Here is a 12,938-nt window from a genome sequence, read left to right on the forward strand (position 1 = left end):
CAATACGAGTCGGATTCGTTACAAAGTCAGCACTGCCCTTGTTGACATACATTGTAAAATGTTTTCCACAGAGACTGTCAAGCATTTGGTATAAAGACTGTCCGGAATAAGGAGGAAACCCGTGGGGAACGGATTCGGGGAGAAGCTCCGCGCCGAACGACTCGAACGTGGGTTGACGCAAGCAGAACTGGGAAAGGACCTCTATTCTCCCAGCTACATCTCCCTCTTGGAAACAGGTCGGCGCGAACCAACCGCCGATGTTATAGAAGAGTTAGCCCGCAGGCTCGAGCTGGCCCCCAAAGCGTTGGAAGCCTGGAGCCAGCCTATCTCGGTCAGCGACGCCGAGTACGTACTGGCCGGGCTCTACGCACGCCAGGCCTGGGATCTCCGGGACTACCCCCTCGCGGCGGCGCACGCCGCCACCGCCGCCCAGATAGCCCTCGAGGGCAAGAACACCAGTGCCTGGTGGAACATGACCTACATGCAGGCGGAATGCCTCATGAAGCAGGGCCAGCTGCAGGAATGCCAGAACATCATGCTGCACCTCCTCGAACACCCCATGGCCACTGAGTCCGCCGGCCTGGGGGTGCGCGCCCGGCAGATGCTCGCCGCGGTGTGCCACGGGCAGGGCCAGCTGGCCACGGCCGTCGAGCACGCCCAAAAGGCCGTGGAACTGTGCTCCCAGCTGCCGAAGGGGTCAACGCTGATCATCGGTGCCCTGCGCGCACTGATCGGCGCCCTGGCCGAAAGCGGCCGGCTGGACGAGGCCTGGACCTACTGCCAGGCCATGAACGACCAGATGGACGACCAGTCCATCTCGCAGCTCGCAGGCGAAGTGGCCTGGGTGATTGGCAACGTGGCCTTTATGCGGCATGACTACCCCGAGGGCATTAAGTACCACGAACGGGCCGCCAAGCTGCTCTCGCCGGCCAATGACATCGAACTCTGGGCCCGCTTCAACAAAGCCTCCGCTGCAGTCCGGCTCTCGTCCGGCATCGTGGAACCGGAAACCCTCTCAGCGATCGAGCGCGCCGAACTGGCACTGTCCATCGTGGGCGGCAACAAAACGGACCAGCTCGAGGTGGCGTTCATCCGCGCACGCTGGCTGTACCTCACCGGTGACATCCCTGCCGCGGTAGCGAAGCTGCGTGAGATCCATGCCGAGCGCAAGGCCCTGGCCCGCCACACCGCAGGCGAAGTGTCGCTGCTGCTGGGGAAGTCGCTTAAGGCCGCCGGGGAATCCGACGAGGCGCTGGTGCTCCTCGAGGAAGCCCAGAAGGAGTTCAGTGCCGCCGGCGCCTCCGACAGGGTGCAGCAGGCCATGGACGCCGTGCTGGAGATCAAGCTGGCCCAGCGGCGCGCTGCCGCGGCCGAAGCCGCGGCAGAGGCCAGCTAGGCAGGTCCTTTAGGCGAACCGGCTAGGCGAATTTGAGCCCGGTGAGTTTTTCGTACGCCTCAACGTAGCGGCCGCGCGTCCGGGTCACCACGTCCTCCGGCAGGGCCGGCGGCGGCGCATCCGAGGCCCGGTCCCAGCCGGACTCGGCGGACGTCAGCCAGTCGCGGACGTACTGCTTGTCGTAGGAGGGCTGTGACTTGCCCGGTTCGTAGGTGGCCGCATCCCAGAACCGCGACGAGTCCGGGGTCAGGACCTCATCACCCAGGGTAATGACGCCGCTGGCCACGTCGAAGCCGAACTCCACCTTGGTGTCTGCGAGGATGATGCCGCGTTCACGGGCGATTTCCTCGGCCCTGGTGTAGATCTTCAGTGTCAGCTCACGCAGGCGCGCGGCAACGTCGTCGCCAACGAGCCCCACTACGGCGTCGTAGGTGATGTTTTCGTCGTGCTCCCCCACCTCCGCCTTCGCGGACGGCGTGAAGATGGCCTCATCAAGGCGTGAACCGTCCACCAGGCCCTCCGGCAGCGGAATGCTGCACACGGTGCGGGACTGCTGGTACTCCAGGAGCCCGGAGCCGGTGAGGTAGCCGCGGGCGATGCATTCCACCGGGAACATATCCAGTTTCTTGCAGATCATGGCGCGGCCTTCGACGGCAGCGGGAACTCCGTCCTGCACGGTCGATGCGAGCACGTGGTGCTCCACGCCCAGCTGCCCGAACCACCACAGGCTGAGCTGGGTGAGGATGCGGCCCTTGTCCGGGATCTCGCTCGAAAGCACGTGGTCGTAGGCGCTGATGCGGTCGCTGGCCACTACCAGGACGCAGTCCTGGCCGAACTGCGCCGTGAGGGAATCGTCCGCCGGAACGTAAAGGTCCCGGACTTTCCCGGAGTACACGTGGCGCCAGCCCGGCAGGTCCAGCGTTTCGGTGTCGAGGCCCGTCTTGGGGGCTGCGTCCGGCTGGGAATTCTCAGTCATGCTATGCCTTTGCCTTCGTCACGGGCAGCGTTCCGGTGGCGGATCCGTTGGTGGACGCCACCTTGATTTCGCCGCGCGCCGCCTTCCGACCGATATCGGTGCGGAACTGTCCGCCTTCAAGCTGCACCAGCTCCACGCCGTCGTACGCCCGTTCCCGGGCCTCCACGAGGTCGGTTCCCAGCGCCACAACGGCGAGCACGCGGCCGCCCGCGGAGACTACCTTGCCTTCCTCGTCCAGCTTGGTGCCGGCGTGGATCACGTGCACGCCCTCCAGCTCATCAACCTTCTTGAGCCCGCGGATGCGGTCCCCGGTCCGCGGGGTGTCCGGGTAGTTTTCGGAGGCCACCACGACGGCGACTGCGGTGTCCTTGGACCAGCGCAGCTCTTCCGCCTTGTCCAGTTCGCCCTTGGCGGCCGCCAGCAGCAGCGAGCCAAGCGGGGTCTTGAGCCGGGCCAGGACGGCCTGGGTTTCGGGATCGCCGAAGCGGACGTTGAACTCGATGACGCGGGTGCCGCGCTTGGTCAGGGCAAGGCCAACGAACAGCACGCCTACGAACGGGGTGCCTCGGCGCGCCATCTCATTGACCGTGGGCTGAGCTACGCGGTCAATGACCTCCTGGACCAGGCCTTCCGGAGCCCACTCCAGCGGGGTGTACGCGCCCATGCCGCCGGTGTTGGGGCCCTCGTCGTTGTCGAAGATGCGCTTGAAGTCCTGCGCCGGGGAGAGCGCCACCGTGTTGCGGCCGTCGCACAGGACGAACACGGAAACCTCGGGGCCGTCCAGGAACTCCTCAATAACCACGGAGCCGCCCACGTCAAAACAGGTCTGGGCGTGGGCCAGGGCTTCGTCCCGGTTCTTGGTGACCACAACGCCCTTGCCCGCCGCCAGGCCGTCGTCCTTCACCACGTAGGGGGCGCCGAAGGTGTCCAGCGCATCGGCGGCTTCCTCGGCGTTACTGGCAACGCGCGCCATGGCGGTCGGAACGCCGGCCTCGGCCATGACCTGCTTGGCGAAGGCCTTGGACGCCTCGAGCTGGGCGGCGGCCTTGCTGGGCCCGAACACCGGGATCCCTGCTGCACGGACGGCGTCGGACACTCCAGCCGCCAGGGGCGCCTCGGGACCAACCACCACCAGGTCCACCGTCAGCTTGGTGGCCAGGGCGGCAACAGCGTCCGGGTCATTGGCGTCGATGGCGTGCGTGGGGACCAGTTTGCCGATGCCCGCGTTGCCCGGAGCCGCATGGACTTCCGAAACGTTGGGGTCTGCAAGCAGGGAACGGACAATGGCGTGTTCGCGGCCACCAGGGCCAATGACTAGTACCTTCACAGTCTCCAAGGGTACTTTGTGCACCCGGTCCGGTCCTAAGCCGTGACCTGCCCCATCAATCCTTAAGGCCGGCAGCTACGAACCCCCGGCATGAAGAAGCTCACGAACTGGCTCCAGGGCCCCACCGCGCTGGCCGCCCTGGCAGGCGTGGCCGCGGCCGCCGTCGTCCTTTCCGTTGCGGAACTGATCGGCGCCTTCTTCACGGCGCGGGCAACGCCGCTCATTGCCCTCGGCTCCACCTTTATCGACTTCACGCCGCCATGGCTGAAGGATTTTGCCATCGCCACGTTCGGCACCAATGACAAGGCAGCACTGTTCGCGGGAATGGGCCTGACCATCCTCCTGCTGGCCTGTGTGCTGGGCGTTGTGGCCTACCGGAAGTGGGCGCTGGGCGTGGCCGGCGTCCTGCTGATGGGCGCGGTCATTGTCGCCAGCGTGGTCACCCGGGCCAGCGTGAAGCCGCTGGACGCCATCCCGTCGCTGATCGGCACCGTGGCCGGGCTGGTGGTGCTGCGCCTGCTGATGACGCGGCTGTGGCGGATGCGCCCGTGGCGCGGTGTCGCAGCCGATGTGGCAGCCGATGTGGCAGCCGATGTGGCAGCCAAGGACACCGAACGTCCGGCCACAACGCGCCGTGCCTTCTTCGCCGCGTCCGGGATTACTGCTGCGGCGGCCGCCATCGCGGCCACCGGAGGCCGCTTGCTCAGCGCGGCACGCAGCAACGTGGCCCAGGCCCGTGAATCCCTGCAGCTCCCTGCGCCGGCCAGGGCCGCCCCCGCCGTCCCGGCCGGCGTGCAGTCAGCCGCCCGGGGCGTCACGCCGTGGGTCACTCCAAACAATGAGTTCTACCGGATCGACACCGCCCTGAGCGTGCCGGAGATCAACGTCCAGGACTGGGAGCTCCGCGTCCACGGCCTGGTGGAGCAGGAAGTCACGCTGACATTCCAGGACCTGCTCGACGCCGAGCTGATCGAGTCGCACGTGACGCTCACCTGTGTGTCGAATCCCGTCGGCGGAAACCTCGCCGGAAACGCCAAATGGCTGGGGCTTCCCCTGCGCGAGGTCCTCAAAATGGCGCGCCCCAAGGACGGTGCCGACATGGTGCTGTCCACGTCCGAGGACGGTTTCAGCGCGTCGACTCCGCTCGAAGTGCTGCAGGACGACCGGGACGCCATGCTGGCGATCGGCATGAACGGCGAGCCCCTGCCGCTTGAACACGGATACCCCGTGCGCATGGTGGTCCCCGGCCTGTACGGCTTTGTCTCCGCCACCAAATGGGTTGTGGACCTGGAAGTCACCCGCTTCGCGGACAGCAAGGCGTACTGGACAGACCGCGGCTGGTCCGAGCGCGGCCCCATCAAGACCATGGCCCGGGTGGAGGTGCCCAAGTCCTTCGCGCAGGTCCCGGCCGGCAAGGTGGCCATCGGCGGCACGGCCTGGGCCCAGACCCGCGGGATCACCAAGGTCGAAGTGCAGATCGACAACGGCCCCTGGACCGAGGCCGTGCTGTCCGCGGAAGCCTCCGTGGTGACGTGGCGGCAGTGGTCGTTCGAATGGGACGCCACGCCCGGGCCGCACTACATCAAGGCCCGCGCCACCGACGGCACCGGCCAGGTCCAGACGGACAAGCGCGCCGATCCCGTGCCCGACGGCGCCTCCGGCTGGCAGTCGGTCATGGTGACGGTGCAATAGCCCGGCCATGGCCCCGGATTTCCCGGGTTTCCAGCACCTGCACCATAGACTTTAGCCATGCCAGAAAATCCGCATGCCACATTCACAGTGGAGTCCGCCGTCGAACTGGCAGTCGTGGAACGAAGCGGTTTCGTCGAATCCCGGCACATCGGCTCAGCCGTGGTTCTTGCCGCCGACGGAACGGTGGTCACGCAGCTCGGCGACATCACCACCCCCATCTACGCCCGCTCTGCGCTGAAGCCGCTGCAGGCCCTCGCCGCCATGCAGGCCGGCGTCCCACTGCGCGGCGCCCAGGTTGCCCTAGCCTGTGCCAGCCACACCGGGTCGCTGGACCACATGGATGTGGTGGAGGGGATGCTCAAGGCAGCCGGCGTCAAGGAAGAGCAGCTGCAGTGTCCCACCGCCTGGCCGCAGGACGAGAACGCCCGCCACTGGCTCATCCGGTCGGAGCAGGGCAAGTCCAAGCTTGCGTTCAACTGCTCGGGAAAGCACGCCGCCTTCCTGTGGGCCTGCACGGAGAACGGCTGGGACACCCACAGCTACCTTGAGCCCAACCATCCGCTGCAGCAGCGCGTCCGGTCCGCCATCGAGGAGTATTCCGGCGAGCGGATTGCGCACCTGGGCATCGACGGCTGCGGCGCTCCCGTGGCGGCCATTTCCCTGACGGGGCTGGCACGGGCCTACTCCCGGCTGGCCAAGGCTCCGGGGGACAAGAATTCGAACGCGCGTGCCGCCACCATCGCCACGTCCATGCTTGACTACCCGTGGGCCGTCCAGGGCAAGGGCGAGCCCAACACCATCGTGATGGACGAACTGGAGATCATCGCCAAGATCGGCGCGGAAGGCGTGCTGGCCATGGCCACCAGCACGGGCGTTTCCGTGGCCATCAAGGTCCTGGACGGAAACCTGCGCGCCACCACCCTGGTGGGCCTCACCCTGCTGGCCGCCTCCGGCGCGGTGGACATCCCGGGCGTCTCCAGCGTGCTGGAAAAAGTCGTGGAGCCCGTGCTCGGCGGAGGACGGCCCGTGGGCAAGATCCGGCTCGGCCACGCCGTCTCGGCGCTGCTGGACTGACATGGCAATTTCACGCCGCCGCATCGATATCGACGAGGGCCGCGCCGCGCTGGCCGCCTGGCGGGAAGCGGGCGTTCCGGCGTCGGGCGTTCCGGCGTCGGGGGTTCCGCGTGCGGTGACCGCGACGGCGGTGCGCTACTCGCTGGAAGAGGTCACCGCGAGGGCGCCGGGCAACTCCGTCGAGGTGCGCGTTCCGCCGTTCGGCGTCACGCAGTGTGTGGAGGGCCCGCGCCATACGCGCGGTACTCCCCCGAACGTCATAGAGTGCGACGCCGCCACCTGGCTGGCGATGGTCACCGGCCAGTTGAACTGGTCGGACGCCGTGGCGTCCGGGAAGGTAGCCGCGTCGGGGCTGCGGGCGGACCTGTCGGAACTGCTCCCGCTGTAGTCCCCGGCAGGACGCTTCAGCGGACCTTGGCCGGAACCTCAGCAGCCGGGTGCGGGACGGTGTTCTGGAGCCTGGTGGACAGCGCAATCACCACGGCCAGGACAAACGCCAGCACCGCGATCAGCAGGGACATGATTGCCACGTGTCCGTAGCCGTCGATCCGCGGATCAAGGAACGGGTAGGGGTACCAGTCCGCGAAAGGACCGCGGAGCAGGCTGTACACCAGGTATGCCAGCGGGTAAGCCAGCCAGATCAGGGATTCCCTGAGCGAGATCCGCTTCCGGGGAAGGTCCACGAGCCAGTCGATCACGATCACGGTGGGCATGGTGTAGTGCAGCACCACGTTGATCCAGGGGACCGCCGTGTCCACTTCGATATTGCTCAGCAGCAGGCTGTAGGTAATCCCGGTGATGGTCATGTACATGGTGGCCGCGCCGCGCAGCAGCTCCAGCCACCGGGTGGTCCGGCCCTGCCAGGCGTACCAGCCCGCGATCCCGAACGTTGCGGTGGCGATGATGTTCGACTCGACAGTGAAGAAGCTGAAGAAGTTCAGCGGCCGGTAGTTGGCGATGTTCTGGACGTTGTACGTGAACTGACCCACGAGTGCGGCCAGGCAGAGCGCCGCGAAGAAAAACCTGAATAGTGCAAGTCCCCTGTTTGCCGTCATGAGGAAATCCTAGGCGACGCGCCCGGCTCCGGCTCAGCAACGCGCAGCCCCGCCCCGGTGGCTTCCGGGGCGGGGCTGCGTTTGTGCCGGTGCTGAAGTTTTCCGGTTGCGGGTGCGCTGTTTTGGGCGTCCCGCTATTCGTGGTTGATGGCTGCCGAGCTGCGCTCCGGCGGACCTGCATGGGCGCCGGCGGGCTGGCTCATCTGGAATCCGGGGATGTCCTCAGGGTTGGGACCGCCGCGGAATTTGGGCGACGGCGTCTCTCCGCCGCTGATCCGGGCAAGTTCCTGGTCCTCGAAGTCATCCTCGACGCCGAGCATGATGGCCGAGTCGTGGTTGGTGATTTCACCTCGGAAGGCACGGACCATGACGCTGCGGTCGAACTGGCCCTCCCATTTGGAGACCACGAAGGTTGCCACGCAGTTGCCCAGCAGGTTGACCACAACCCGCATGGAGTCCATCAGGCGGTCCGCGCCAAGGAGCAGTGCGACCCCGGCAACCGGGAAGATCCCGAGGGCGGCCGCGGTGGCGGACAGCGCAAGGAACGAGGAGCCGGGAACACCGGCCATGCCCTTGGAGGTCAGGAGCAGGACACCGAGCGCAGCCAGCTGCTGGCCGAGGTCCAGGTGATGGCCGAAGGCCTGCGCCAGGAAGAGCAGCGAGATCGAAAGGTAGATCGCGGCGCCGTCGAGGTTGAACGAATAGCCGGTGGGAACCACCAGGCCGGTGGTGGCGCGTGAGCAGCCGGCGTTGGTCAGCTTGGTCATGATGCGCGGCATGACGGCCTCGGTGGAGGCGGTGCCGAGCGCCAGCAGGAACTCCTCGCGGGTGTACTTCAGGAAGTGCCAGAGCGGGACGCGGGCAAAGCCCCAGGCCACGAGGAACAGCAGTCCGATGAAGACAATGGCCGCGCCGTAGCAGGCGGCAATGAGCAACGCGTAGGTGCTGAGCGTGTCGAGTCCGTACTGGCCGATGATGAAGGCCATGGCGCCGAAAGCACCGATCGGTGCCACCTTCATGATCCAGGACATGATCTTGAAGATGAGCTCCAGGACCGTCTCCATGAGGCTGATGACCGGCATGCAGCGCTCGCGTCCGATGACCACGATGGCCGCGCCGAAGAACACCGAGAAGAAGAGGACCTGCAGGAGGCTGTTGTTCGCGAAGGCGCCGATGACGCTCGTGGGAATGATGTCCAGGATGAAGTGTGCCGCGTCTTTGGGCGGTGTGGTGCCGGTTTTTGCCGTCAGGGCTTCCTGGGACAAGGTGCTGGGGTCGATGTTCAGCCCGGCGCCGGGCTGGACGATGTTGCCTACGACCAGTCCGAAGACCAACGCAAACAGCGTGGCCGCGGTGAAGTAGAGAAGGGCTTTGACTCCGACCCTTCCGACCGCCTTGACGTCGCCTACGGCCGAGATGCCGGTGACAATCACCAAGAAAATCAGCGGCGCGATGATCATCTTAATGAGCTGGATGAATCCATCACCGAGAGGCCTCAGCTGCGAGCCGAGGTCCGGCCAGAAATGTCCGATAAGAACACCTGCCACGACGGCGATCAGAATTTGGAAGAAGAGCGACCTATACAGGGGCTTCTTCTTCGACGGCGCCGAACTCGCCTTCAGCGCCGCGGAATCTGGGATCTTCATTGATCTGTACCTATCAATCGGGAACAGCCCCGGAGATCGGGGTCTGTTTCCAAAGTAACCCCGCTCACATTATTCCGCAAGGGGAAAATGAGTTTTCACAATGCGGAAATGACTGGAAATTTCCGGGCATGAAAAAACCGCCACGCAAACGGACGCCCGCCCGGGGAATCCCCGGTGCGGACGTCCGCTTCCGAAACGGAAAGGTGTGGATTCTTCTTTGTCAGCCCCGGCCGATGAACGGCATGCCGGCAGCCGTGATCACCACCGAGCCAACGCTGGCCGACGGCGGCATGCCTGCCATCAGGAGCACCGCACGGGCGGCATCCTGCACCGGGAACGTGGGCTCCACCCTGCGGCTGCCGTCAGCCTGCAGGGCGCCGGAGTCCACGCCGATGGCGCCCATGATGTCCGTGGCCGTATTGCCGATGTCGATCTGGCCGCAGGTGATGCCGAAGCCCCTGCCGTCCAGCTCGATGCTCTTGGTCAGGCCTGTCATGGCGTGCTTGGTGACCGTATAGGCCACTGTCCGGGGCCGCGGCGAATGCGCGGAAATGGACCCGTTGTTGATGATCCGGCCGCCCTGCGGCTCCTGGGCTTTCATGGCCCGCACGGCCGCCGCGGCGCACAGCATGGAGCCGGTGAGGTTCACCGCCACCACTGCGTCCCAGTCGGCCACGCTGATTTCATCCACTGACGCGGCCGGGCCGAACACGCCCGCGTTATTGAACAGGACGTCGACCCTCCCCCACTTCCCGAGGGCCGCAGCGAAAAGGCGCTCGACGTCGTCGGACACCGTGACGTCGCAGGGCACGGTCAGTGCCTGGCGGTGGCCGGCCGCGGACTCCAGCAGCGGAGCCTCGCGGCGGCCGGCCAACACCACACGGTAGCCCTCGGCCAGCATCAGCCTCGCCACCGCCCTGCCAATCCCGGAACCTGCACCGGTCACGACGGCGACCGGCCCCGGCCGGTGGGGTGGTACGGGCCGGTGGGTTGCAGTCATTCGTCGCTCCTTGCGTTGAGGGCCGGGCTGCCGACGCCCGTGCTACCGTGCAGCGGGCACTTCCGCTGCTGTTATGGGCCAGCCTATGACTGTCTTGGGCCGCGGGGTGGCGTAGGTCCGGACTTTGGACGTGGACAGCCCCAGCCGCACGAGGGATTCCGCGATGGTGACGGCCGCCGCCACTCCGTCCACCACCGGAACCCCGGCACGCTTGCGGATCTCCTCGTCCAGCCCGGCCATGCCGCCGCAGCCCAGGACAATGACCTCGGCCTTGTCCTCGCGGACGGCAATCAGCGCCTGTTCGATGATCGCTTCGACGGCCCGCTCGGGCTCCTCTTCCAGCTCCAGGACGGCCATGCCACTGGCCCGCACCGAGGCGCACCGCGCATCGAGGCCGGCCAGCTTGAGCCGGTCCTCGATGAGCGGAACCGCCCGGTCAAGGGTGGTGACCACGGAGTATTTGTGGCCCAGGAACATGGCCGTGGAGGCGGCAGCCTCGGTGATGTCGACGACGGGGACGTCCAGGAGCTCCTGCAGCCCTTCGCGGCCGTGCTCGCCGTAACCGGCCTGGATGACGGCGTCGAACGGTTCGGGGTAGTTGACCACGGCATCCATGACGGCGATCGCCGCCAGGTAGCTTTCGAAGTTGCCCTCGCAGGAGTCCGCCCCGAACCGCGGCGTGATTCCGATGATCTCAGTGCCCGGGGCTGCGGCGGACCGCGCCTGGGCGGCGATGGAATCGGTCATGGACTGTGTGGTGTTCACATTGGCGACAAGTATGCGCATGGTTGTCTCTTCCGTCTCGGGGCGGGATTGTCAGTGGGTGCTCGCCACGGCGATGGCTTCGCCGTCGACGTCTTCCAGCCGCTGCGAGCGGTCGGCGATGAAGTAGTACACCACCGCGGCGATGCCGGCCGCGAAGAACCACGCGAACGGGGCTGCAGCCTCCAGCGCGGGAACGAACGCGATCAGGAGCGCGACGGCGGCCGCCGGGACCAGTGCGATGATCGCCCGGGGGTTGAAGCCCTTCTTGTAGTAGTACGCCCCGGAGGGGTCTTCCGAGTACAGCTCGACGACGTTGACGCGGCCGCGGCGCAGCAGCCAGTAGTCGGCCATGACGACGCCGAACAGCGGGCCGAGGAGTGCCCCGAGTCCGCCCAGGAAGTACACGATCACGAGCGGATTGTTGTACAGGTTCCACGGCAGGATGATGAGCCCGATGGTGCCGCTGACCCAGGCCGCCTTGCGGAAGTTCAGGTGCTTCGGGAAGAGGTTGGTCAGGGCGTAGACGGGGGCCACGAAGTTGGCCATCAGGTTCACGGCGATGGTCAGGATGAGCAGCGCGAGGCAGGCCAGGACCAGGAACAGCGTGTTCGGAATGGTCTGGACAATGTCGGACGGGCTCTGGATGACCGTGCCGTTGATCTTGAACTGGCCGCCTGCCATGACCACCACGATGGCGCCGAAGAGGAGCATGTTGATGGGGATGCCCCAGAAGTTGCCGCGCACCACCGCCTTCTTGGAGACGGCCGAGCGGGTGAAGTCGCAGAAGTTCAGGACGAAGGTTCCGTAGATGGCCACCCAGAGGGCGCCGCCGGCGAAGATGGTGCGCCACATGTCCGCGCCTTCGAGGGCGTTGTCCGATGCCCAGGCGATGGAGCCGCCGGCCTCAACGAAGATCCAGATGGCGATGGACGCCATGGTCACCAGGATGATGGGGCCGGCAAAGGCCTCGTACTTGCGGATCATTTCCATGCCGAAGCTGACGATGACCAGCTGGACGATCCAGAGGAACGCAAAGGCGGCCCAGCCCAGCGTGGACAGGCCAAGGATGGAGTTGGTGTCCATTTCGTGGAGCGAAGGGACCATGGCCACCAGCATGACGCGGAGAACCACGGATGCCAGGTAGGTCTGGATGCCGAACCAGGCCACGGCCACGGCGCCGCGGAGGAGGCTGGCGATCTGGGCGCCCCTGATGCCGAAGCTGATCCGGCTCATGACGGGAAACGGCACACCGGTCTTGACGCCCATGAACCCTGAGAAGCTCAGGAGGGCGAACAGCAGGATGGCACCGACGCCCAGGGCCAGGAGAATCTGCCAGCCGCCGAGACCAAGTGCGAAGAGCCCGATGGCGAAGGCATAGTTTCCAAGGCTGTGGACGTCATTGGCCCAGAGGGTGAAGATGCTGTAGCTGGTCCAGCGTCGGCCTTCCCGCTTCGTCGGGGCAAGGTCGATGTTGTAGAGGCTGGGGCTGATGGTGCGCCCGGCTGCGGCGCTTGCTGTTTCGCACAGGGCGTCGACGCCCGTTGCGGGATGGACCGGCTGGCCCGACAACTCTGTCGGGACGGGAGCCGTTTCGACGCCGACTGATGGGGTCGTCTGCATCTGGATCTCCAGTTCTAAGGGATGGGTGGAGGAGGGAAGTCTGAGCTTCCGACGACTAATTCCACAAAGCGGAAATTAGGTTTTGAAGAGTGGAATAACTGTATGACCTGGATCACCTCCGGGTCAAGGAGTTTCCGCGGGTGGCGGCGGTCACAATCGGTCCGCAGGGCCTGCCCGGTACGCCCGGCGGGCCAACCGCGCGTCATCACCTTGACCATGCGCACTCTTCTGCATAATCTCGAATGGCAAGAATGTTTTCTCACAATATGAAAACTTAGAGCCCAGACATTCAAAGATGAAAAGAGGCTGCCGTGGCTGCAGGAGAAGATACCTCCCATATCCTCAGCGGGTTGACTAACCAGCTGCCTGATCGTGATCCGGAAGAGA

General features: G+C 65.9%; 11 protein-coding genes. 4 read left to right on the plus strand and 7 right to left on the minus strand.

The window, feature by feature from the left end:
* Positions 1-121: 121 nt before the first annotated feature.
* Positions 122-1,396: a helix-turn-helix transcriptional regulator gene (locus CXQ91_RS08220; RefSeq protein WP_104173419.1), complete on the plus strand. Its 1,275-nt coding sequence runs from the start codon at positions 122-124 to the stop codon at positions 1,394-1,396.
* Positions 1,397-1,418: 22 nt separating this feature from the next.
* Here CXQ91_RS08220 and CXQ91_RS08225 read toward each other — a convergent pair whose 3' ends face one another.
* Positions 1,419-2,372 (minus strand): phosphoribosylaminoimidazolesuccinocarboxamide synthase, encoded by a 954-nt coding sequence (locus CXQ91_RS08225; RefSeq protein ID WP_104173420.1) that lies wholly within the window; start codon positions 2,370-2,372, stop codon positions 1,419-1,421.
* 1 nt (position 2,373) lies between these two features.
* A complete protein-coding gene (gene purD, locus CXQ91_RS08230) occupies positions 2,374-3,699 on the minus strand; it encodes a phosphoribosylamine--glycine ligase (protein WP_104173421.1) in 1,326 nt (441 codons plus the stop codon).
* Positions 3,700-3,789: 90 nt separating this feature from the next.
* Between purD and CXQ91_RS08235 the strand changes: the two genes are divergently transcribed.
* From CXQ91_RS08235 to CXQ91_RS08245, 3 genes are read left to right on the plus strand one after another with little or no spacing between them, the layout of a single operon-like run.
* Entirely contained in the window at positions 3,790-5,391 is a 1,602-nt protein-coding gene (locus tag CXQ91_RS08235) for a molybdopterin-dependent oxidoreductase (protein WP_104173422.1), read from the plus strand.
* Positions 5,392-5,448: 57 nt separating this feature from the next.
* Positions 5,449-6,465 (plus strand): asparaginase, encoded by a 1,017-nt coding sequence (locus tag CXQ91_RS08240; RefSeq protein ID WP_104173423.1) that lies wholly within the window; start codon positions 5,449-5,451, stop codon positions 6,463-6,465.
* Between the two features lies 1 nt (position 6,466).
* A complete protein-coding gene (locus tag CXQ91_RS08245; protein WP_104173424.1) occupies positions 6,467-6,853 on the plus strand; it encodes a sterol carrier family protein in 387 nt (128 codons plus the stop codon).
* 16 nt (positions 6,854-6,869) lie between these two features.
* On the opposite strand, the gene CXQ91_RS08250 is transcribed toward CXQ91_RS08245, so the two are convergent.
* The 5 genes from CXQ91_RS08250 to CXQ91_RS08270 all read right to left on the minus strand — a co-directional run bounded on the left by CXQ91_RS08250 (position 6,870) and on the right by CXQ91_RS08270 (position 12,551).
* Positions 6,870-7,520 carry a Pr6Pr family membrane protein gene (locus CXQ91_RS08250; RefSeq protein ID WP_104173425.1) on the minus strand — a complete coding sequence of 217 codons (651 nt, stop codon included), beginning with the start codon at positions 7,518-7,520 and terminating at the stop codon, positions 6,870-6,872.
* Positions 7,521-7,654: 134 nt separating this feature from the next.
* Positions 7,655-9,166: a cation:dicarboxylate symporter family transporter gene (locus CXQ91_RS08255; protein WP_104173426.1), complete on the minus strand. Its 1,512-nt coding sequence runs from the start codon at positions 9,164-9,166 to the stop codon at positions 7,655-7,657.
* 220 nt (positions 9,167-9,386) lie between these two features.
* Positions 9,387-10,166: an SDR family oxidoreductase gene (locus CXQ91_RS08260; RefSeq protein ID WP_104173427.1), complete on the minus strand. Its 780-nt coding sequence runs from the start codon at positions 10,164-10,166 to the stop codon at positions 9,387-9,389.
* Between the two features lie 42 nt (positions 10,167-10,208).
* Positions 10,209-10,952: an aspartate/glutamate racemase family protein gene (locus tag CXQ91_RS08265; RefSeq protein ID WP_104173428.1), complete on the minus strand. Its 744-nt coding sequence runs from the start codon at positions 10,950-10,952 to the stop codon at positions 10,209-10,211.
* Positions 10,953-10,982: 30 nt separating this feature from the next.
* Positions 10,983-12,551 (minus strand): NCS1 family nucleobase:cation symporter-1, encoded by a 1,569-nt coding sequence (locus CXQ91_RS08270; protein ID WP_104173429.1) that lies wholly within the window; start codon positions 12,549-12,551, stop codon positions 10,983-10,985.
* Positions 12,552-12,938 lie beyond the last annotated feature (387 nt).

Origin of the sequence: Arthrobacter sp. Y81 (assembly GCF_002929335.1) — a bacterium.
Classification (GTDB): domain Bacteria; phylum Actinomycetota; class Actinomycetes; order Actinomycetales; family Micrococcaceae; genus Arthrobacter.

Excerpts from the sequence above, each read along its gene's own strand:
- CXQ91_RS08245 (WP_104173424.1), top strand. The coding sequence starts at position 6,467 with ATGGCAATTTCACGCCGCCGCATCGATATCGACGAGGGCCGCGCCGCG.
- CXQ91_RS08260 (WP_104173427.1), bottom strand. The coding sequence starts at position 10,166 with ATGACTGCAACCCACCGGCCCGTACCACCCCACCGGCCGGGGCCGGTC.
- CXQ91_RS08270 (WP_104173429.1), bottom strand. The coding sequence starts at position 12,551 with ATGCAGACGACCCCATCAGTCGGCGTCGAAACGGCTCCCGTCCCGACA.
- CXQ91_RS08255 (WP_104173426.1), bottom strand. The coding sequence starts at position 9,166 with ATGAAGATCCCAGATTCCGCGGCGCTGAAGGCGAGTTCGGCGCCGTCG.
- CXQ91_RS08235 (WP_104173422.1), top strand. The coding sequence starts at position 3,790 with ATGAAGAAGCTCACGAACTGGCTCCAGGGCCCCACCGCGCTGGCCGCC.
- CXQ91_RS08225 (WP_104173420.1), bottom strand. The coding sequence starts at position 2,372 with ATGACTGAGAATTCCCAGCCGGACGCAGCCCCCAAGACGGGCCTCGAC.
- CXQ91_RS08265 (WP_104173428.1), bottom strand. The coding sequence starts at position 10,952 with ATGCGCATACTTGTCGCCAATGTGAACACCACACAGTCCATGACCGAT.
- CXQ91_RS08240 (WP_104173423.1), top strand. The coding sequence starts at position 5,449 with ATGCCAGAAAATCCGCATGCCACATTCACAGTGGAGTCCGCCGTCGAA.
- CXQ91_RS08250 (WP_104173425.1), bottom strand. The coding sequence starts at position 7,520 with ATGACGGCAAACAGGGGACTTGCACTATTCAGGTTTTTCTTCGCGGCG.